The following is a 21397-nucleotide window of genomic DNA, read 5'->3' as shown; positions in this document are numbered from 1 at the left end:
CTTAAAAATCGAAATCTAATTCTTCATCAGCCATTGTGTCGTCCTCTGTAATTTCTTGAGTACGACATACATAAAACGGGGCGTGGTAATGGTATTTCCACATTATTTCTTGTAGCGATTCCAGCTTACTTGGCGCTCCAATCCACTCGCCAATGCTGTGCACTGGCTCAACAAAGCTCACTGGTGTTTGGTTGTCGCGTACATTTGCGACTTCACCTGCTGAGTAGGTTGGCGCTATTTGCTTGTAGCCGATTTGAATTGGCACTAAGTAGCCCTTAGGTTTTGCTACTCTGTCCCATTTCACTTTGCCGCTTTCGTCAGACTCACTTAATGGCTCATCTGTCGCAGCAAATTTAAGTGCTGAGAAATCCAACCAGTTATCTAACGAATTACCGCTTTGCTCATTCTTTTCAGCCAGTAAGTCTGAACGTTCACGTAGCACAAAACCGGGCAATAAACGGCGCAAAATCGCTTTATGGCAATCACTCTTCGCTAGAGCACAACTGTCGATAGAAGTAATACGCCCGCCCGCTAACTTATGCCTTTCGGCTAACGCTTTGATCGCGGCACATTGTTCATCCCGTATTTGCTCACTGACAATATTGATACCGCTTGCTTTAATCACTAAAGAGACGGTTAAGTGCATGCGCCCTTCTTCATTGATTGGCGCTGTCTTTCCTTCTTTCGTTAGTGGGTTTCGAGTTAATGCAAAAGAATACGGTTCGTATTGATTTTCTCGATAAGCATGAACTTGATGCTGATGACACATGATGCCAACATCGTCTAAACGAATGCCGTGGCTTTGCTGTAACTTACGCGATAACGCATGCACGTAACCAAGAAAGTGCGTAACCGCAGGGAAACCATAAGTAAACCCAGCAATCGCATTGGCATTACTGATGCGTATTTTTTTTAAGATAAGATATTGTGCTGCCATTAGCTTATCTCCCACAGTGCTTGCTTAAAGGCTTCTTGCCATTGATTTGATTCCACAAGGCCGAGTGAGAGCTCATCTTTGGCAAAGTGATTTACATTCGCGACTAACCAACTACCGAATGCTTTGGCAATATCTTGCTGCCATTGATCATCATGCTGATCCCACATAGGGTTGTTGGGATCTAGCCAACGACACTGCGCAGAAGCTAGTTCATTGGTCTCGTCACTCCACCCTAGAGGCAATTGCTGCCATTGGCTTACTTTTGCAAACACTTCATCTATCACTTCATCAACTAACCGCTTAACTTTGTTTCGGATAGTTAAGTTACTTTCTCGCTCTTGCTGATTCACTTGAATCAAAAAGCGCACTAGGCGCTTGACAGCAAATCGCGTGGCATAACGAAGCTCTGGATGAGTAAAGATATTGTCACTGGTTAGTGGCGCTTTAAGCTGCGATTGCCACTCTGGTGGGCGAGTAGAAAACAGATAATTACGCCCACCTCGCCCAGAGTTAAGCTGTGATACGTTTTGTGGTTTAGAGCCCCCAGCAATCGTAACGGCTAAGTTCGGGTATGCCACAACAGGTTCTGAATGCGGTACTTGTTTTTTCCGCGCTTCTCGGGCTGCCACCATCTCTGGGCTAAAGCGGCTGTAATTGATCGCTTGATAGATCGCCTGAGAAAGCGAAGAAGAATACAGCGGCGCTAGCAAGTGATACTCGTTATCCGCAATGGGAAAATAGACCTGCTTAGCCAGTGTGTGGCTGCTTGGTGTCGCATCTAGTAAGGCTTGCTTTAAGCCAACTCGCCACTCTTCTAGCTGAGCATCATTTTTAGCAATGGCCTTCAAAGAAGCCACATCATCTGATTTTAAGTAATCAAGCAAAGACTTACCGTTGTCATCCGATAATTGCAGTAGCCTTGCGACATCAAGCGCTGCTGCGTTACCTACTGCGTCAATGGCGGGCATTTGTAGTACGGCTGTATCTAAATAACGATAGTCTTGGCCTAAATCAGTGGCCAGCACGTTTGTGCCTTTAGCGGAACTATGAGTAAACTTAATGGCATGCGTTGCCATGCTGATCTGCGAAGCTCTTTTTGCCGCGCTATCCAACCAGTTGGGGATGTTAAAGTCTGACTGTAGCTTGTCTTGCTTATCAGCAAATTTGACTTCAACGTCTTCTATATCTTGTGCCGTTGTCGCTTTACTGCGTTCCTTTTCATAATCCTTATCGAGTGTTTCTCGCTTGGTTTGATAGCGCTCCTCGATAAAGTGATGAATTGCTTTGGTTAATGATTCTGTCATTTTCCCTCCATAAGATATGGTGTTGACAAGATACTACCAATTCAACATCAAACACTCAACCTATACAGCAGTATTTGTTTTATGTTGGCCATTAATTTACATCTCACTGCCATTGGCTTAAAATCTCCCCCCTACGTTCCACGTAGTTTAGAAATATACCGCAGTGTTTTTCGTACCATTGACTACCGCACAGGTAGCTTACTGAGCTAGCACAATCGCTAGCTCATTTCTTTCCCTTCAAAAATCCCAAGCACAGGGTGATACAACCACTGCTTACCCAGTTCGTTCTCACGCGGAGCACGTAAACTAACCGAAGCAAACTGAATACAGGTTTCTTGCAACTCTGTATCGTGCCATTCGGATAGTTGTTCAATAACCTCTGGTAACTCTGCGGCACCCCAAATTGAATTACTATCGGCCACCATAAGATCACCAAAAGGCTCAAAACCAGACGAGTCAATAAGTTCGTTCGATACCCTATCCCACTGTTTGAATACTGGCTCTTCACCAAGCTCATCCAACATGCACACGTAATCAATCGATGGGCTACTTTGCCTAAATGGTGTCTGTTTTTGGAACTCCGCAAATAAATGTGCTTTGCTATTGCTATACCAAGGTTTAACTGTATCTCTTAGCTTTAAATTCATGGCGAGATGTTCCAACTCAATAAAACCACCCGCTTGTTTTTTTACTAGCAACTGGCTTTTTTCAGGCTCAACAAATCTAGGTGAAGAGCTAATCTCATGTAAATTTTTTGCTTCCATCTGCAAACATAGATCATGAGACAAAAGCTGAAGACATGGCACCTCACTACCATTTTTGCTTAACTTATAAGTTTGCTTACTTTCAAACCCAGGTTTTGAGTAGGCGGCTTTATCTAGGCCTTTAAGTGCCTTAACATTTTGATTTAACACTAAAATATTGGTGGTTTGCGGGGCGATACGCCTGTGCCTTTGCACGCGCCCCGCCAATTGAATGATCGAGCGCATAGAACTTGGCTCAACCACAGCCCAATCGTAGTCATGATCGCGCCCGACTTCCGCCACGGGCGTTGCGAGTACCACAAAAATATGATGCTGCTCAGGGTATTGATCCAATGCAGCTTCAACCACTGGCGTTTTGATGATCCCTTGAAGATCGTCTCGGTCACGCTGCAACAGCCCATCCAATTGTTGCTCTATAGCCGAACGCACCGCTAAAGGGTGCTGGCTATGATAGATACAGTAATGGATGCGCGTATTTTCAGGCGGCGGGGTTGCTAACAAGTGCTTTGCTACAGCCACTAAAGGCTCAATGTTGGCCATGCGAACAATACCTGCCGATACTGTTTTACCTTTAGAGCCTCGTAGTTCAGAAACAGTTTTATGCTCAGCGGCAAGCTGAGTTATTCCTTGAAACACCCTAGTAGCAAAAGTTTCAATAACTTGGTGCGGTGGAAGTTTAGTCTCTGCTATTTTCAGCCAGTCCCCTTTATGTAGATGCTCTGAGTGTTTGGTCAGTTTATCTGCTCTAAGCTTTGTAAACTCATCATGACAAGCTCTAAATTCAGCGATACCACCTGCACTATTCGATTTCACACCAAATTCATCAAACCATGCGCATGAAACAGGCATGGCAACTTGCTGTCCTATCACTTGATTATATTGCGCACGCCCGCTTTGGTAGCAAGCAAATAAATGCGTCACTAACGCTGGCGGCAACGTTGCTGAGGAAAGCAATACCCTTGAACCAAGAAGGCCAGCAAAATAAACCAACCTAGCAAGGGCGGGATCATCTTCCAACGAAAAATCATCGGGTTCATCAAGCACTAAATCGCTGGTTAACAGTCGTAACATTGGCGCTATCTGCTGGCCACCTGTCACGCCTTCTGATACGGGAATAATATGATCTATGGTACTAACCGATAGTGGAGCACTTACTAGCTTATGAATCGCGCCTCTGTTTTCTAACCAACGATGTAAATACTGGTTATCAATTTCACCGTCATAACGCACATATTCATGCTCGGCAAAGATCTGTTCTGACTCACTGCCACCTTCGCTAGCTCTCTCTAATTTTTCTAGTTCTTCTTGCTGCTTTTGCTTATAAAACAGCTCTTTCACCGCTTGAGAACCAATGTGTACTGCGAGGTCGTCAGTATCTAGGTTCAACCTTTGCTGTAGCGCATCACCCGTTTGTAAAGTAAGGGTACGTAGGCCTAATGCCACACTAAAACGACAGCCTATTGTCGGATTGGAAAGACCATACATAATACGCGCGTTGGCAAAGGTTTTACCTTGGCCTGTAGATGCCATATTTACGCCGAAAAAACCCTGTTGCTCAGTTTGTTCAGCAATGCTGTAGGCACAATCGTAGGCCTTATCTTGCCAGCGAAATTTACTGATTTTGCTACGACGCTTGAAGCCTTTATGATTGGTGATTGCAGGCATTACCCCGCGAAGCTTAGGCATTGTACGTGCTAATATGTAGGCGTGATGAGCCACGCCCACGCAGTGCTCATCGAGCTTTTGTTTTGGCTTGCCTGTTTCTCTGTAGGTATTGGCATTGGCGTTATAGCCATCATCTTGCCAATAGGTATTCGGCTCCCCTGAAGAATATGCATGATCAGCCAACATCAATGCCATGCGAGCAATGTGTAATGGAAAGGCTTTATCAAGGGAGGCGTACTCCGCCAAGTTAGCTTGATTCAATGCTCGCTTCGCAAGCTCTTTGGCCTTACTGCGCCATTTATAACTGCGCATTGGTGTACCATGAGGAAACACGGTAACAGCAGCTCTTTCTGCTGGGGTAAACTTATCTATACAATGGTTTAGCGCATTCCAATTGGCGCCAAAGCCCGTAAGCCAGCTATCCACATCATTTAAGTCTTGTTTTGGTCCATCACCAAGGCATTTTGGTAATCGGTGATGAGATAAAATCAACCAGACTATACATTGGGCAAGCGGGGACTGAGACAAATCAGTAAAGCTAACACTTTGCGTTGGGTCACAACCTTCAATTAGTGGTTTGTCATCATTTTCAGAAACAGTACCAAGATGCACTAACCACTCTTGATCGGTTCGGCCTGCCACAAAACCAATAAACAGTTGGCAAGATAGCCACTCGTGGCGGTAAGGTTCGAAACCTTTGCTTTTTGATTTAGGTTTTAGCTTCTGTTGAAACAGCTTGTTGCCTTTACCGAAGTCGTGGAACAGAGCCGCAATTCCAGCCATAAGAGCGGAGGCTTGAATGCTATTCATGTTGTTTTCATCTTGGCTTCTAAGAATATCTCGCTGAGTCATATTAGTTGGAACACTGCCATCTAAATTAAACTTGCGACGATTACCAACAACCCACATTAATTCCGTATGGTTTTTGCCACGTACCCAATGGCAAGCTACAGCGGTATTGCGCCTTGCTGTTTTCTTTAATAATTGTCTTAATGTTTTTAGCCCTTCATAGGTGATTGGTGTCTGCCATGTTCGCCTACCTTTACGCTCTGCAAATTGGTCTAAGACGCGGCGTGTTTCTGGTAAGGCTTGCTTGCTGCACTCAGAAACCAATAAAATATTCACCCTTACTGCTCCACTTTGTTATTTTGCGCCAATACTGAAGCCGTGCTTTGCAATGTATCGATCATCACATCTAATGCATGCGCTGAACGAAACTGATTTAAGCATCGCTGACGAAATTCTTGTTCGTCGTCTCCTTCCATGGCGGCGATAAAGGCTTGGGGTAATATTAACGCATCTTTAATTATATCTGCGACGTCAAACACTAACCCACCTCGGCGCGTTTTACCATGCAATACCGCTAATCCATGAGGTAAGCCAATCACCCAACATGCTGTTGCAGCCAAACCATAGGCAAGATAATTACCATGATCTAAAAATCGGTTAGCAATATCACTGCTGTTACCTCGCTCAGAACGGGTAAAGTCGCCATATTGGCTGGCATGGCAAGCAAGTTTATAGAGCGTTTTGGTGGTGGTGGCTTCTAAAGAGAGAAGATCTTGCGTAGTAGCACAGGTTTGCATTTTGTCTTCAAAGCGATTTAGAGCCCCTTCTAGCTGTTCACTATTGAGGTTAAAGTCATTTTTAATATTGGCAGACAGCCAGTGTTTACGAATTTGCTTAATGCGTTCAACTTGAAATAGTTTGGCAGCATCAACACGTTTTTTGTCTTCAAACCAAAAACTTACCCATTGCTGAAGATATTCTGTCGGCCTATATTCAGACTGAGGAAGCAACCAAGACACGTCTACTTGCACTTCGTTGCCTGAGTACAAGGGTGTTCCACCGCCACCGCAAAAACCAACCAAAACCCCAGCTTTGGCTAACTCCCGCATTGCCGCTTGCGTAATGGATGTACCCGTACCTAACATTAGCGCGGTCGTATTTGCGATAGGAATATTCCAATACAGACTTTCTTTACCTTGGTCGGTAACATATTCAACTCGCCCTGCATTTACCAATACACGACAATGCTGCAAGTAGTAAAGATTGGCACGCTTGGAGTGTAGAATCGTTTTCAGATCGCTAGGAGTCATTACTTTAGCCATAGGTTCACCTAATGATTGATATTAAACCTTAGTTTCACTCATACCGTTTTTACTTATCGTGATGCAAAGCGTAATTTTCTACCCTATTTTTCAAGGCTCATAACCACCAGAATCAAAATGATGACTTTGAGTGACATTAAAAAGGGAATAAGGCTACCTATATGATTTTGTCTGTTTGCTCGCTTAGATCTTTTCATTACCGCCATAGTAACGATCAGCCGTCATCACTTACCCTCAACAGATAAAATCTTGAACAAACACTAAATGTTACGGCGCGGTAAGCAATATGCTACTTACGCATATATTGTTAACCACCGTGTGAGAGGCGAGTCAATTTCTGCTTGCACAGTATTGCTAAGTCATTGACCAAATAGATAACTTTGCTCAAGAATACATCGCTCACAATAAATTCGGTCACTATCAAAGCAAGCTGCTCGTTGGCTAAACAATTACATTTATTTCGCGTAAAACAACTTAACACGCAAAGCCAATCTACATATTGCACTTAAATACAGCGCCTATGCTGTGAACTATTACAAGGTATCTGACAGGATTTACCCCAAATAGGACATTAAATTGCCCTGTGTTTTAGTGGTTTTAATGCAAGGAATGTAGATATGAATTTTAAAAGGGTTGTACTCTGTTTAGTCGTTAGCTTCATTGCCGGTTGTGGCGGCGGATCTGAAAAAACAGGTAACAGCACCGCCGCGACATCAACAGCATTTTCTAATCCGTACCTGCCTGCCCAAGGTGGCGCAGTATGGCGTTATGATGTCGCAGATTCTAGCGAGAGCATCACGCTGTCGAGTAGCAATGTTATTAAAAATAACGGCCAAGAAAGTGTGGAGTTAACATGGGATCACAGCGGGTATAAGCAGACGCTACGTCAGAAAAATAATGCAGTCTATATCGACCGTATCAAACTCAATCAGGTTACTGTCGACAATAAAGACTATCAAGTTGACGTCGATTTATCAGGAGATCCCGTTTTGCTACTCCCTGAATATGCAGTTATTGGCAATATGGCAGGGGTTGATGGCTATCATGATATGAAAGTGACAATATCTCCCAATGTCGGGCCAGCATATGGTGAGTATACATATGAGTGGTCATATAAAGGTGCTGAAACCGTTAAAACCAATACTGGCAACTATGAAGCCTTACATATTAGCTACCGTCTTATCCTTTTAATATCTGTTACGACACAAGATTATGGCACGGTACATACTCAGGTAGATATCAATCAGGAATTCTGGCTAGTACCTGATATAGGTATTGTTAAATTAGCCGACTATAGTGCTGCCAGTTCTACCCCATTTATTGCTATGCTTAGTGGCTTCAATAAATACAAAAATGAAAATAATGTTATCGCCCCCTTGCCGCATAAAATAACGATCCCATCAGATAGCCCATGGAAAAATATCCATAGCATCTACAAACTCAACGAGTTATACGGGAACTGGGAGAATGAATACCAGTGTGATAGCAGCACAGAGTACAGCCCTTCATTCAAACTGTCGTTAAATGAAACCAGCTATACACTGCGTACACTTGTGACCAATAACGAGAGCTGTAATGAGGCCGAGGCTCGCGAATATATCGAGTCTGGTACTTATAAACTACTTGGCCACGACATTATAGATACCGATTACTTACACTTAGAGTTAATGCCAAGTTCATCGGAGCAGAACTTGTACCGATTTGGCAATTTAGTGCACAATACCCAGAACTTTGCTTACACTCATGACATCAATTTGGCTAAAGGCAAAAACGGAGAGCTCAAATTCGCTGTCAATACTATTCCCGAAAAGTTTGTCGATCAGCGTCTCTACACAAGATTAAAGCCTACAAAAGCAAAAACACCTAACATCGAAGGTTTGGAAAAAACAGCACTGGTTTATTTTATAAAGTACGATGACGTTATGATGATCGCCCCAGAAGATGACTTTGCAGGTTGGGGAATGCAGGTATGGAATGATAAACAATGCGATTCTATTCTCGATTCACAACTCAAAGACATCAGTTGGGAGAAACCACTTCAACCTTTAGGCTATGATCCAAGCTACGGTATTTACTTTGAATTAAAGATAAAAGAGGGGAATACAGGCTGCGCGAATGTAGTTATCCATAAAGGTAATCAGAAATCTGTGGATGATAATATGAGATTGAAGTTATCCGCTCCGCTTTATTCTACTATTACCTATAAAGACACTCTCATTAGTTATAATTAACTATTTTAAAATAATAAGAACCGCTGAAGCCTCAGTGGTTTTTATTTTACGATCCAACAAAAAAACAGGCTTTATCATTTACCCGTTAATACACGGTTCAAATGATAAAGCCTGCCAATTTATTTTAATATGATGCAGCTTGCCTTAATAAAGATAGAGCAAGCTGCAATCTAAGCGATTAAGCTTGTGGAAGTGTACCTTCACCGTTAGAAACAACAGCGTCGATTTGAACTAGTGCGCCCATTTCGATTTGAGAAACACCTACAACTGTACGTGCTGGAAGCTCACCGTTGAAGAATGTTGTGTAAACTTCGTTTACTGCGTCGATATCAGCAACATCTTTAAGTTGGATGTTGATTTTAACGATGTCGTCCATTACGTGGTCAACGCTTTCAACGATAGCTTTGATGTTTTTCATGCACTGCTCAGCTTGCTCTTTAGCACCGCCAGCTACGATTGCATTTGTTTTAACGTCAACTGGAAGTTGAGCTGCAACGTGGTTGTAGTGAGAGAAAGCAACTGTTTGTGTGTGTAGTGCGTTACGTGGTGCTGCATCTGTGTTGCTTGCACGGATAACGATGTTGTGGCGGTCTTCAACTTCTTGTGGAGGTGTGCCGTCGCCGTGTGATACAGAAGCATCGATTTGAACTAGTGCGCCCATTGGTAGCGCGTCTGCTGCGATAACAGAACGTGCAGGTACGTAAGCAACTGTACGTGCGATAGCTGAATCTGGGAAGAACGTTGAGTAAACTTCGTTTACTGCGTCAGCATCAGCAAGATCAGTTAGGTACATGTTGATTTTAACGATGTCATCGAAAGGTACATCGATGCTTTCTAGCACAGCTTTCATGTTTTTAAGACACTGAGCTGTTTGCTCTTTCACGCCGCCTTCTACTAGTGCGCCAGTTTTAGCGTCTACTGGTAGTTGAGCAGAGATGTTGTTGTAGTGAGAGAAAGCAACTGTTTGCGTTGAAACTGGGCTTTGTGGTGCATTTTCAGTGTTGCGAGAAAGCTTGATAAGCGCACAAGGAGCTTGTGGAGCAGTACCTTCACCGTTAGAGATAAGCGCATCCATTTGAACCAAAGCATCGCCCATTGGCAGTGCGTTCACTTGAACAACTGTGCGAGTAGGTAGAAGATTAGTGAAGAATGTCGCGTAAACTTCATCTACAGCTTCAATATCAGCAATGTTTTTAAGGAAAACGTTAATTTTAACAACGTCGTCCATCACGTGGTCGATGCTTTCAACGATAGCTTTAATGTTAGCTAGACATTGTGCGGCTTGGTCTTTTACGTCACCAACAACGATTTCACCTGTTTTAGGGTCTACTGGCAATTGAGCCGAAAAGTTATTGTAGTGAGAGAAAGCAACTGTTTGAGTTGATAGCGTGCTTTGAGGTGCGTTCTCAGTATTACGAGAAACTTTGATGATCGCGTCAGTCATTGGAATATTATCCTATTATATAGTACATAAATACGTTTTTATATTGAACGTAACGTATTTGAAAGAATGTTTTAAGTGCGGCAATAGTATGTGAATTAATTCAGGGTAAATGTGACCCAGCTCTAAACATTTTTTTACTAGCGAGACGAAAAAATAGGATAAATAGTCACTTTACGACTAATTATCCACGAATTAATTAAAATTCTGGGTATTACTTCATTTTATTTTTACGTTCGATTCGTCAATCGTGAATATAATCTCATCGAGTTGAATGACATATTTTGTGGATTTCGTTTAATTATGATAACCAGTTCACACTAAGCTTGTTAAAGTTAATACCATCACACCATTAGACCGACGTTTATGCCGTTATTAATGCATAAATTCTCCTAAAAGCAGCATCCTGCCCACAACCTGGTAATCAAGTTGTTAATAATGTTATTTGTATTAAGGAGAATAAATATACATGTGGGTGTTTTTCATAAAACAAAACAAGGTCGGGCTAGTAAATAACGTTATTCAATAAGCCGTTATTACTTTATGCATACAATACAACTGAGGCTTTCGTAGTTTATCTGGCTATAGCGGGCTTTTTCTTGATACGGCGAGGCGTTCTGAATGTGGCGGAGCGCTGTGGGTATGGCGGATTTGATGCAAATCCTTTTCACGTTAGCTCAAACGTAAAAAAGGCGCTAATAAATTTGCGCCTTTCTTGAATGTGGCGGAGCGCTGTGGGTATGGCGGATTTGATGCAAATCCTTTTCACGTTAGCCCAAACGTAAAAAAGGCGCTAATAAATTAGCGCCTTTCTTGAAGGTGGCGGAGAGATAGGGATTTACTGCTCGCAAGCTCGCGCCCTTCGGGCTATTGCCTTTTCGCGCCTTCGGCACGGGCAATGTGCTTTCGCTTCGCTCAGGTGAACCCTGCTCTAGGGTTCGGCACCCTATCTATAATCACAAAATTTAGACGAAAAAAAACCGCTGACGTTTCAGCGGTTTTTTCGAATGTGGCGGAGAGATAGGGATTTGAACCCTAGATACGCTACAAACGTATGCCGGTTTTCAAGACCGGTGCTTTCAACCACTCAGCCATCTCTCCATGCGGCGGATAATACGGATGTTGCTAAGCACTGTAAAGCATAAATTAAATATTGGCGCTCAAGCGGATAGTAAGTAACCATTATGCGTTAATTTAGCAACATTGGTGCGTGCACACGCATATCACCGGATCACATATCAAAATTAATATTGCAACATTAAGTAAGAATATCTGGAAGCAAGATATACTCTAGCAATAGTGATTATTATTAGTAAAAACAACAATATTAATAACTAAATATACTATTGTTTGCGTACCACTATTACGGTATAACGTTCCATATTTAAGGGTAGATTCATCTTCACGGATAGGCATCATGGGTAAAGCGCGTACACTTTCTCTCATACTTACAAAATTGACACGCCTTCAGCAATCAACGAAGCATGATGCAGTTAAACAACTGCGTGCTGAAATCAATCAAATGATCGCAATAGAAGGAATCACTCTCCCTGACGAATACGATTGTTTTTTAACCGCTTACGATGTTTATCGTAGCCAGGCGATTGAACATGCCATTCCCTACTTCATTCATTGTCAGATACTCTGCAACTCCAATAACAATGAAGTGTTACACCTATATTGCGATGTCCACCTTGGTACTATTTACTCTCTTATTGGTCAATACCACCAAGCGTTAAAGCACTTCTTAGCTGCTCAGCAAAGTAATACGGTTGAAGATGAAAACTTAAAGCTACTGCTTAATCTTAATGTCGGTGATACCTACTTATCACTGGGTGATTTTGACCGTGTTAAAAGATATTGTTTAAAGGCTGCAGAAATGGCAGTAGCCAGCAATGAACAAAGCTGCCTAACCTTGGCGCTAGACAATATCGCTCTGGCCGAGGGTCACCTCGGAGAGTTAGAGAGTGCTTTAGATTACATTGAACAAAGTATTGAAATCGCAAAAAAACTCGATTGTTCACGCTCAATGGGTTTTGCCTATGCGTATAAAGCGCGCTTACTAACCTTAAAAGCTGAACATAGCGCAGCAGCCGATTTATACCGTAAAGCTGATTTATCTTTCCTGCAAACATATGAATACATGGGGCGCAGCGATAATTTATACCACTATGCACGATTATTAAAAGCATCAGGCGATCTTGATTCATCACTTGAGCAATGCCATCAAGCGCAATTGCTCATTCACCAAGAGCAAAACTATCAGCTAAGAATTAAGCTCTTTCAGCTAGAGGCTGAAATACACCAACAACATGGTGAGGTTGTACTTGAAAAAGAAGCTATTACTAAACAAGTAGAGCTTGCCAACCAAGAACTGAAACGTGCAACCAGTAATGAGACAGAGTATATAGAAAGTATTCTCAAACTCGGCGCAGATAAGCGTGAGCATGACTCCCTACAAATGTTACACGGTAACCTAAAAATCATCACACAGATAGGCCAAAATATTGCAACCGTTAATAGCCTTAACGACTGTCTTCTTGATGTCTTTAACCAATTAAACAAAATCATCCCTATTCACGTATTCGGGATAGCCCTTTATAATGAAGACAAGCAAGCACTTAATTACAATCATTTTATTGAAGACGGCGAGCTAATTACTCCTTTTACAATTAGCTGTGAGAATATTTCAAGTTTAGGGGCTTACTGTATTCATCACCAAAAAACGCTGCTGCTAAACACAAGTTCCGAGAATGAAGTATCAACATACATTGATCTTAACCATTTAGATCGACAGATGTACTTTGGTGATGGTGAACGCAACCAATCCGCAATTGTCACCCCTATAAACTTAAATAACAAAACTATCGGTGCACTTTTTTTAGAACATAAAACGGCATACCTATACCAAAGCTACCACTGTGATCTTGCCGAACAGCTAGCAAGTTTTATTGCTGTTTCACTTGAAAACCAACGTCAGACTCAAACACTGCGTAAACAGCAACTAGAACTGAAAATTATTAACAACAAGTTAGACACCCTGTCGCGCCAAGATCCACTCACACAGTTACTTAATCGATATGAACTTGAAAAAGTTGTACCCAAGTTGTTACACAATGCACAGCACTTTCAACTACCTATCACCTGCTTAATGATCGATATCGATTTTTATAAAGGGTACAACGATTATTATGGCCACCATGAAGGTGACAAAGTGCTGGTTCAGTTGTCTGCCATTTTTAAGCAACAATTTTCATCTAGTGATGATTATGTTTTCCGCTTCGGTGGCGATGAGTTTTTAGTGCTACTGTACGGACAATCGCTTGAAGTGTGTCATAAGAAGGTTCAGCAGGTTCAACACGCCGTTGAACAGCTTGCGATCCCGCATCAAGCCTCTAAATGTGATTCAAAAATCACCCTCTCTATTGGAGGATACTGCTGGCATACCAACAGTAATAATACTGATGAGATGGATATTAATGGCTTGATTCAGTACGCAGACGAAGCGCTTTATCACGCAAAAACACAAAGTAGAAATACCTTTGTTGCTTATGAAAGCCATACATTAACAACACCATCAATTATAGAGTATTGATAACTCTATATTTTGTTGCTGTAAAAGAAAAGCCGCACCATTGCAGTGCGGCTTGTTTGTTTTGATCCTTAGTCTACCTAGTTCAGTACACTCAAGGCCATTTGTTACTCTACGTTGTTACTGTCTATCTTTATTACATGTACGTTAAATAGTACATTTGAGTCGTGTAACATTGTACTTGGAGCTATGTTGCTATGTCTCTGTAACAAATGTAACTTTATATCAGGCTTCGCCACTCACTACGTTGAGTTTGCCGTGCTCGTAACGTCAATCGTTGATCGAGCGCTATAATTTAGCGAAGAAGTATTTTAGTTTTGTGTTGCTATCCAAATTGTAATGTACCAGCTAAATCACAACTGATGCATTTGATGATGCAAGAGCATTTTCTACTCGTTACATCCGAACCTACACCCTTGAGACAGAATAAAACAGCTTTCCTCCGAAATGCTATGAAACAACTCATTGCAGGTTCACTATAAATATGGTCATAAATTTGGTTTTTGGCAAATTAAATAATGATTTTTCATGGGTTGGATCACCTCTTACAATACTCTCTTCTAACCAATTGAAATTAAATAATAAAGGGAATAAATGCCGATTTCCTCATGAATTTATGACTAAAAATAGTGTAAAGTATTGTTTCTTTTTCACTCAAACGTACAAGGCTCACAGTATAAATGGCTAGTTTGGCGTCTCGACTACAACGCATTCCAACCGCCCAATCCGCCCTAGCTCTTGGAACCACGGGTTTAGGTCTAGCCTGGTCTTTATTTCTTCCTGAACATTCGCATGCACTTCGCAGTATTTTTGCTTTTATCGGTGCTTGTTTGCTTATACCTGTACTATTGAAGTATCTGCTCAATCCTGCATTGTTCATCCAAGATTTAAAACACCCTCTCTATGGCAGCCTGATGGCACCTATGACAATGACGCTTCTTGTACTGGCCGATTATTTATCTTCTATTCATATAAATAGCGCACGATTATTATGGTATCCGGCACTTTCGCTGCATTATGTCATGCTGGTTTGTTTTTTCTATTTTCAGCTTAGAAACTTCCGCTTAATACACCTCTACCCAAGCTGGTTTCTTTATCCTGTTGGGGCTATTAGTGGCACGCTAGCGGGTGTACAAATTGGCCATCATGCTTTTTCACTCGCAATGACAGATATCTGTATTACTTTATATTTCATCATGCTACCTGTTGTTTTATACCGTTTATGTTTCGCAGGCAGGCTTCCGCGAAAAGCTCGACCAACGCTTGCCATCATGGCTGCCCCTGTGAATTTATCGTTAGCGGCTTATCTGCTCAATGTGCAAGACCCCGACCTTATCCTAACGGGGGCGTTAGCTGGCGTAGGGATCACTATGACCATATTGGTTTATCTATGTTATTTCGATCTATTAAAGCAACGCTTCCAGCCATCGTTAGCTGCCGTGACTTTCCCATCGGTTATTAGTGCTGTTGCCAGTGAACGTTTAAGACAGTTTTTGATTGAGGATTTCCCACAGTGGGCATGGATTGAAAAGCTCGGGTTATTAGAAATGACGGTGGCGACAGGGCTCGTTGCTTGGGTAAGTTATCAGTACGCATGTTATTACTATGGTCAGTTTCAATCAAAGCCACTGACAAACTAACCGCGATAACCCACAAAAACAAAAACGGCTCTGAATTACTCCAGAGCCGTTTCATTTTAGATGCTCTTTCTTGGGTGCTGCTTACTGCTAGCCCCCAAAAAATTAGATGTAAAGCTTAGCAACATCAGATGGTTCTAGCTCGCGACCTTCAAGTTGGTCATTCCAGTTAAGGCCAACAAGAACGCCATCTTCAGCAAGTGTGATCATCCAATCTTCAACAAAGATATCTAGCGGTAATTCTGCAACACGGAATTCTGCCCACTCGTCGACGCAATGCGTTTGTGCGTCTTCTTTGTTTGACCAAAATGGCATCACTTCTGAGTTTTCGAATTCAGAAGAGTCAACGGCTAGCCAATCACCTTCTTCATTACAAAGGCCCCAAACAAAACGGGTGTCTTGGCTTTCAGTCACGAATAGGTCCTGATTAGCTTGGATATCCGACGTTAACTTGGTCATAATTTTCTCTCTACTAGTTCGTTGCCAAATTGGCGATGATTGAAGCCTATTTTATCAAAAATTCCAAGCAATACGTGAAGTTATTATGCCCAATTTTTGCAACTATCCCTTTATGTCCAAAAAGTGAGCAATCACCTACAGTCCAACTCGTTATACTTAGTGAGCATTTTGCTATCAACAAGGCGCGTTATGGCTACGGTCGACTGGTTAAACTACCTCAACACCCAATCTTTACTTCCGCCACGACCACATGTTGTCGAGGCAAATCAATTTCTTGGTGAACGACAAACAATGAACATTGCGGTTGATTGTGGGTGTGGCGCAGGACGTGATGCCCTGTACCTACTTGAACAAGGGTTCCAAGTGTATGCGTTTGATAAAGACTTACCCACCATAGAGAAATTAGCACAACATACTTTAGCAACCGCTAATCCAATGCTTGATGTCAAGATAAGTTCATTTGCTGAATACCAGTTCCCACGATCTCACCTTGTAAACGCCAGCGCCTGTTTGTTTTACAGTGAGCCTGAAGAATTTACGACGTTTTGGCAGAAGATGACAAAAAGTTTATTTAGTGGCGGTATTTTTTGTGGCCACTTTATAGGAAAAGATGACATAGGCATTGATGAGAAGCTGCCAATTCTTACCCATACCAAAGAAGAAATAGAAGCACTATTAAGCGGTTTTTATATCATAGCTTGGCAAGAAAAAAGAGAACGATCATCCCAACTTACGGGCCAACAACGCTATTGGACTGTCTATACAGTGACGGCATTAAAAAAGTAATGCGAAAACTGATTATTTTTCATCAAAACGTATGATAAATAACTTCTCGTGAAAGCCCTTTAATGACAAAATCGCATCATTCCTGACTCCTTTATTATTATGGGCTACTCATGCAGTCTCAACGTGCGGGTAATGCTTTAGCCGCTTTTTCATTTGTACTTTGGGGTTTATTACCTCTGTATTATCAATATCTGCCAGGTGCAGATATAAATGATTTGCTCGCTCTGCGTATTATATTTTCTGTGCCATCTATGTTATTGATTTGCTGGGTGTTACGCCAGCCTCGACCATCGCTAGCGTCAATCTTACAAGATAAGCGATCACTTATCATGACTGTGATTGCCGGCTTGATTATGTGTGTGTCTTGGTACGCTTTCACCTGGGCGATGACGCATGGACAAGTGCTTGCTGCCAGTCTTGGATTTTTTATCAACCCTTTATTTGCCATTGCACTCGCCGTTTTATTCTTAAAAGAGCGCCTTTCCCACGCGCAGTCTATTGCTGTTGTTCTAGGTATATTAGGTATTGCTTATCAAGTATGGCATTACGGTGAGTTGCCGTGGATTTCACTGATCATGGGAAGCTTTTTTGCACTCTATGGTCTATGTAAAAAGAATATCCGATTCGATGCCATGACATCAGTGACATTAGAATCGGCGATCTTAGCGCCCTTCGCCATCTTGTACCTACTGTGGGGCTATAGCCAAGGCACAAGCACAGCATTGAGCGCCGATTTTACCACGCAGCTACTTTATATTGGTTCCGCACCCGTTACTTTGGCTCCATTGGTCTTTTTTGCTCTAGCGATCAATCGTACGAGTTTAACTATGGTCGGCTTAATGCAATATATAGAACCAAGCTTACAATTTTTACTCGCAGTACTTTTATTCAATGAAGTCTTTGACGAGGTAAAAGCCGTCAGTTTCAGCCTGATATGGCTAGGCTTGCTACTATGTACATTGGAAGCGGTTCTGAGGATGTTCAAACGAAGTAAGCGCCTGCAAGCCTAACCTTGTAAACCACCTGAGCCAATACTGCGATTGGCTCAGATTACTCTTATTTTTCTAACTAGCTAAATTATCAAAAAACCACATAACTCTAAGCTGCTACAAAGTGTTTATCGCTCAGTATTATACATTCATCACATTATATACATATAGATTCGCAACCTAACCATTTCCCCAATATCTTATAGTTAGAGTCATTTCGCATGGTTCAGCAACAATAGGTGAAGGTATGGATATTATTCAGTTGTTTAACGATAGCTACGATAGATGTAACCGTAACGATGAATTTCTTGATATTTTTTATACCAAGTTTTTTGAGAAGGGTAAAAGATTCAAGCAGATGTTTGACGGTGTTGATATGGAAAAACAAACAACTATGATGAAAGCATCACTGCTTATCATTATGTTAGCCTCAACATCTGCCTCAGCGCGCGCCAATGTGAAAAAATATGCCTTACGCCATGGTAAAGATGGGCTAGGTATCAGTGAGGATGACCTGAGTATTTGGTTTACGTGTTTATTAGAGGCGGTTGCAATCTGTGACCCCAAGTTCGATGAACGTATTGATGAGGCATGGCGTCATTGCTTTGCAGATGGCTTGCAGATTATGCGGGAAGAATGTGGGTAATTGACCTACAACTACCCAGAAGCTCTCACAACCCGTGATTATTTATGACCTACACCGCGGTTTTCTTTTTGTGCCAACGTAATGCGACCAAATCCAAGCTTTTTGAAGTGGTTATCACGGTAATCTTTGGCTGCTTTTGTCGATTTAGAAACGGCTTCAACTTGCTGTTCCATTTTAAGAAATGCTGTTAAATCAATACCTTCCTCAGCTGCTACGGCTTCATGAATAGTACGGTATTGATCGTATGAAAACGTCAGTGTTTTTTCCTGTTTCTTGTAAGTATAAAGAATCGTGCGAGACATCAGTCATAAACTCATTTTACAAATAGGCGCAGACTTTACCTTATTTGGCGCCGTTCTGTAAAATAAATTTAAGTCATACAAGCATAGAAGAAAGCAAGATGTAATAGCGGGTTTTAATTATGGAGGGTCAACACTGTAACCCTCCTTAGCTAAAGAGCAGGCTACTCTTCGATCATATTATTCAGTTTACAAGATAAATAGTTCGTAGCATCGCTACCATCCATATTATTGTTGTCCTTATTTAATTGAGCGGACGCACAAATAACAGGGCTTATATTACTTGTATTTACAGTCTCACTTGCAATAGCACCAATAGAATACACAGATGCAAGCAGTACAGGTATTAATAATTTTTTCATACAATCACCATAAGTATATTATTGACAATAAAAGTATTCGAACTTTCTTTACCATTGCGAATTATCTTCGCTATGTCATTACAATAACGTATTAAACTTAACAGTTGTTGAATATTAGAATTAACTTGAAACAAGTTTTAATATATTCAACTGTGATTCAGATTATATTAGTTCATTATTATTTGCCTAACTTACCACTTTTTCAGCATCCATTAAGGCTATTATATTTTCAATTGGCATTGCTTTGTGAAAATAGAATCCTTGAACATAACGTACACCTAAGGAAGAGATGTATTGAAGTTCATCAAGTGTTTCTACCCCTTCAACAACCAGTTTGGCATTGGTGACTTTTCCCAATTCAACTACGATACGAAGTAACTCTTTACCTCTTGCGGTATCCAGTTTTTGGATTAAGGAACGATCAACTTTGATTTTATCGAAATCGTATCGAGATAAATAAGCCAAAGACGAAAATCCGGTACCAAAGTCATCTAAGGCGACCGAAATTCCTAAAGCACGCAACTGGTTGATCACAGCGGCTGTCATTTCTTCATCAGACACTAGCAGCTCTTCTGTAATTTCAATCTCTATCTGTTCATGTAGCAGTGCACTTTCGATGATCAATTTATCGAGATACTTTACAAAACCCTTCGTTAATATAGTGTCAGATGACACATTGATAGACAATAAAAAGCCTGAGTGATGGCTATAGGGCGCTGTTGCTTGAATGGCTTGCTCTAACACCCAATAGTCAAGTTGCGGCATCATTTTAAGCTGTGAGAAGGATTGAATAAAGGTAGGAGGTAATACTGTTCCTTGATGAGTACGATAACGTAAAAGGGCTTCCATCCCAACGATCTGGCTATTTTCCACATCAACCTGAGGCTGATAATACAAAATCATTTCACCTTCTGTATTTAAGCGCTCAACATCACGTTGTGCTTGTAGATTACTTTGCATAGAAGGAATAAAACTTGCGAGCTTAGACTTCGCATCTATATCACCATTAATAAAGAATCGGCGATTAAAAATTCGCATCAGATCAATGCCATCACTGCGTTTATCCATCACTTTGAAAAAAGGATAATAAATAGCAACACCTACTACTAATATGAACACTTGTAGTATTACACCACCAGCAGTACCACCGGTTGATAAATAACCACTAACTAATGGCGGCAGCAGCCAGCTATTCACTTCACTGATAGGCGCAACCCACCCAGCCCAAAAAGCAAAGTAAGCAATAATAAGGCTGATTTGTGGCACTAATAGAAAAGGGACTAACATTATTGGGTTGAAAATGATGGGTAACCCGAACAATAGCGGCTCATTAATATTAAACAGCGCAAGAATAAATACGGCTTTTGCTAACGTTTTATAACCACTACTTTTAGCAAAAAGTAACATACAAATCACTAAGCTAAATGTATTGCCACTACCGCCCATACCCGTGAAAAAATCATAAAAATTAGCACTTAAGATATGAAGTGATTCACCATTATTTTGCCACGCGGCTATGTTAGCGACTGTCACTTCATACAACTCAGATTTATATGTATGCAACAAGTTGTGACCATTAATACCCAATGACCATAAGAGTCCACGGCTAAATTCATAGATCATTGCATCACTAAAAACCAGAGGATCCAAAACGGGAAACCACTGATATTGAGAAATAATAGGTATAACTGCGATTTTAATAAAAGTACTAGTAACTACAATCGTTCCTAGTGTTAACACGTAGCAATTTAGTACTTTTAGACTGTTATCCATTACACTGCTTGAATTATCTACGTGTAAAATCTTGGTGCGGTTTATTAACTTGATGATCAGGCAAGTAATGAATGCACTCAATAATGCAACAATAAAACTATGAGGTAACGGGATAACCGAAGAAATGAGTCCCCATTGATACGAAATGATAAAAAATGCGGCTAATGAACATGCAACTGTCGCGGATTTGGGTAGGCGATGCGTATCTGATAAGTACATGGCCATGTATATATTTATGAGTATTGGGAATAGATGCGCAGTCAGCCGCCCAACATTGCCGACAATGTCAGCTAATAGCAGCCAATCCATCTTAAATGCAAAAATCTCTATTAGATTGCAAAATGTTGCTATTAAAGAAATAGGCAAAGCCATGATGAATACGTTACATAAAGCGATGGCAA

General features: G+C 41.4%; 15 protein-coding genes and 1 tRNA gene. 6 read left to right on the top strand and 10 right to left on the bottom strand.

The annotated features are described in order from the left end of the window. Nucleotide 1: 1 nt before the first annotated feature. The 4 genes from csy2 to cas1f form a co-directional block, all read right to left on the bottom strand. Nucleotides 2-937 carry a type I-F CRISPR-associated protein Csy2 gene (gene csy2, locus L4C35_RS13140; RefSeq protein ID WP_428463291.1) on the bottom strand — a complete coding sequence of 312 codons (936 nt, stop codon included), beginning with the start codon at nt 935-937 and terminating at the stop codon, nt 2-4. Next, nucleotides 937-2241, bottom strand: coding sequence for a type I-F CRISPR-associated protein Csy1 (csy1, locus tag L4C35_RS13135; protein WP_428463290.1), 1305 nt, complete (start codon nt 2239-2241; stop codon nt 937-939). Before csy1 ends, csy2 begins: the two co-directional genes overlap by 1 nt. A 218-nt stretch (nt 2242-2459) precedes the next feature. Then, a complete protein-coding gene (gene cas3f, locus L4C35_RS13130; RefSeq protein WP_428463289.1) occupies nt 2460-5795 on the bottom strand; it encodes a type I-F CRISPR-associated helicase Cas3f in 3336 nt (1111 codons plus the stop codon). Between the two features lie 2 nt (nt 5796-5797). Further along, nucleotides 5798-6781, bottom strand: a complete 984-nt coding sequence (gene cas1f / locus L4C35_RS13125; RefSeq protein ID WP_428463288.1) for a type I-F CRISPR-associated endonuclease Cas1f — start codon at nt 6779-6781, stop codon at nt 5798-5800. Between the two features lie 617 nt (nt 6782-7398). On the opposite strand from cas1f, the gene L4C35_RS13120 reads away from it, so the two are divergent. After that, nucleotides 7399-9012 (top strand): pullulanase-associated domain-containing protein, encoded by a 1614-nt coding sequence (locus L4C35_RS13120; protein ID WP_428463287.1) that lies wholly within the window; start codon nt 7399-7401, stop codon nt 9010-9012. 178 nt (nt 9013-9190) lie between these two features. Here L4C35_RS13120 and L4C35_RS13115 read toward each other — a convergent pair whose 3' ends face one another. Both L4C35_RS13115 and L4C35_RS13110 read right to left on the bottom strand, forming a co-directional pair. Beyond that, the gene (locus tag L4C35_RS13115; RefSeq protein WP_428463286.1) at nt 9191-10456 is read right to left on the bottom strand and encodes a RidA family protein; all 1266 of its coding nucleotides are present in this window, start codon (nt 10454-10456) and stop codon (nt 9191-9193) included. A gap of 1007 nt (nt 10457-11463) precedes the next feature. Next, nucleotides 11464-11554, bottom strand: a tRNA-Ser gene (locus L4C35_RS13110). Between the two features lie 316 nt (nt 11555-11870). On the opposite strand from L4C35_RS13110, the gene L4C35_RS13105 reads away from it, so the two are divergent. Next, nucleotides 11871-14048, top strand: coding sequence for a sensor domain-containing diguanylate cyclase (locus L4C35_RS13105; RefSeq protein WP_428463285.1), 2178 nt, complete (start codon nt 11871-11873; stop codon nt 14046-14048). Nucleotides 14049-14725: 677 nt separating this feature from the next. Beyond that, a complete protein-coding gene (locus L4C35_RS13100) occupies nt 14726-15685 on the top strand; it encodes a TDT family transporter (RefSeq protein WP_428463284.1) in 960 nt (319 codons plus the stop codon). A 102-nt stretch (nt 15686-15787) separates the two neighbouring features. Here the strand turns inward: L4C35_RS13100 and L4C35_RS13095 are convergent, their stop codons facing one another. Next, the gene (locus tag L4C35_RS13095) at nt 15788-16141 is read right to left on the bottom strand and encodes a DUF2750 domain-containing protein (RefSeq protein WP_428463283.1); all 354 of its coding nucleotides are present in this window, start codon (nt 16139-16141) and stop codon (nt 15788-15790) included. Between the two features lie 189 nt (nt 16142-16330). Here L4C35_RS13095 and L4C35_RS13090 point away from each other — a divergent pair, with 189 nt between their 5' ends. The 3 genes from L4C35_RS13090 to L4C35_RS13080 all read left to right on the top strand — a co-directional run bounded on the left by L4C35_RS13090 (nt 16331) and on the right by L4C35_RS13080 (nt 18562). Continuing rightward, nucleotides 16331-16927: a class I SAM-dependent methyltransferase gene (locus L4C35_RS13090; protein ID WP_428463282.1), complete on the top strand. Its 597-nt coding sequence runs from the start codon at nt 16331-16333 to the stop codon at nt 16925-16927. A gap of 110 nt (nt 16928-17037) precedes the next feature. Further along, complete coding sequence (rarD, locus tag L4C35_RS13085) at nt 17038-17937, top strand: EamA family transporter RarD (RefSeq protein WP_428463281.1); 900 nt, start codon at nt 17038-17040, stop codon at nt 17935-17937. 226 nt (nt 17938-18163) lie between these two features. Continuing rightward, nucleotides 18164-18562: a globin gene (locus L4C35_RS13080; RefSeq protein ID WP_428463280.1), complete on the top strand. Its 399-nt coding sequence runs from the start codon at nt 18164-18166 to the stop codon at nt 18560-18562. Nucleotides 18563-18600: 38 nt separating this feature from the next. Here the strand turns inward: L4C35_RS13080 and L4C35_RS13075 are convergent, their stop codons facing one another. The 3 genes from L4C35_RS13075 to L4C35_RS13065 all read right to left on the bottom strand — a co-directional run bounded on the left by L4C35_RS13075 (nt 18601) and on the right by L4C35_RS13065 (nt 21368). Beyond that, nucleotides 18601-18864 (bottom strand): DUF2960 domain-containing protein, encoded by a 264-nt coding sequence (locus L4C35_RS13075; protein WP_428463279.1) that lies wholly within the window; start codon nt 18862-18864, stop codon nt 18601-18603. A 161-nt stretch (nt 18865-19025) separates the two neighbouring features. Continuing rightward, on the bottom strand, nt 19026-19223 hold the full coding sequence (locus tag L4C35_RS13070; RefSeq protein ID WP_428463278.1) for a hypothetical protein: 198 nt from the start codon (nt 19221-19223) through the stop codon (nt 19026-19028). Nucleotides 19224-19409: 186 nt separating this feature from the next. After that, complete coding sequence (locus L4C35_RS13065) at nt 19410-21368, bottom strand: EAL domain-containing protein (RefSeq protein WP_428463277.1); 1959 nt, start codon at nt 21366-21368, stop codon at nt 19410-19412. Nucleotides 21369-21397 lie beyond the last annotated feature (29 nt).

The sequence above is a fragment of the Photobacterium kagoshimensis genome (assembly GCF_050337045.1).
Lineage (GTDB): Bacteria > Pseudomonadota > Gammaproteobacteria > Enterobacterales > Vibrionaceae > Photobacterium > Photobacterium kagoshimensis.
Note: the sequence above shows the minus strand (reverse complement) of the source record. Positions and strands in the feature narration are given on the sequence as shown.

Coding starts and splice junctions, on each gene's coding strand:
- csy2 (WP_428463291.1), bottom strand. CDS start 937: ATGGCAGCACAATATCTTATCTTAAAAAAAATACGCATCAGTAATGCC.
- csy1 (WP_428463290.1), bottom strand. CDS start 2,241: ATGACAGAATCATTAACCAAAGCAATTCATCACTTTATCGAGGAGCGC.
- cas1f (WP_428463288.1), bottom strand. CDS start 6,781: ATGGCTAAAGTAATGACTCCTAGCGATCTGAAAACGATTCTACACTCC.
- L4C35_RS13120 (WP_428463287.1), top strand. CDS start 7,399: ATGAATTTTAAAAGGGTTGTACTCTGTTTAGTCGTTAGCTTCATTGCC.
- L4C35_RS13115 (WP_428463286.1), bottom strand. CDS start 10,456: ATGACTGACGCGATCATCAAAGTTTCTCGTAATACTGAGAACGCACCT.
- L4C35_RS13105 (WP_428463285.1), top strand. CDS start 11,871: ATGGGTAAAGCGCGTACACTTTCTCTCATACTTACAAAATTGACACGC.
- L4C35_RS13100 (WP_428463284.1), top strand. CDS start 14,726: ATGGCTAGTTTGGCGTCTCGACTACAACGCATTCCAACCGCCCAATCC.
- L4C35_RS13095 (WP_428463283.1), bottom strand. CDS start 16,141: ATGACCAAGTTAACGTCGGATATCCAAGCTAATCAGGACCTATTCGTG.
- L4C35_RS13090 (WP_428463282.1), top strand. CDS start 16,331: ATGGCTACGGTCGACTGGTTAAACTACCTCAACACCCAATCTTTACTT.
- rarD (WP_428463281.1), top strand. CDS start 17,038: ATGCAGTCTCAACGTGCGGGTAATGCTTTAGCCGCTTTTTCATTTGTA.
- L4C35_RS13080 (WP_428463280.1), top strand. CDS start 18,164: ATGGATATTATTCAGTTGTTTAACGATAGCTACGATAGATGTAACCGT.
- L4C35_RS13075 (WP_428463279.1), bottom strand. CDS start 18,864: ATGTCTCGCACGATTCTTTATACTTACAAGAAACAGGAAAAAACACTG.
- L4C35_RS13070 (WP_428463278.1), bottom strand. CDS start 19,223: ATGAAAAAATTATTAATACCTGTACTGCTTGCATCTGTGTATTCTATT.
- L4C35_RS13065 (WP_428463277.1), bottom strand. CDS start 21,368: ATGGCTTTGCCTATTTCTTTAATAGCAACATTTTGCAATCTAATAGAG.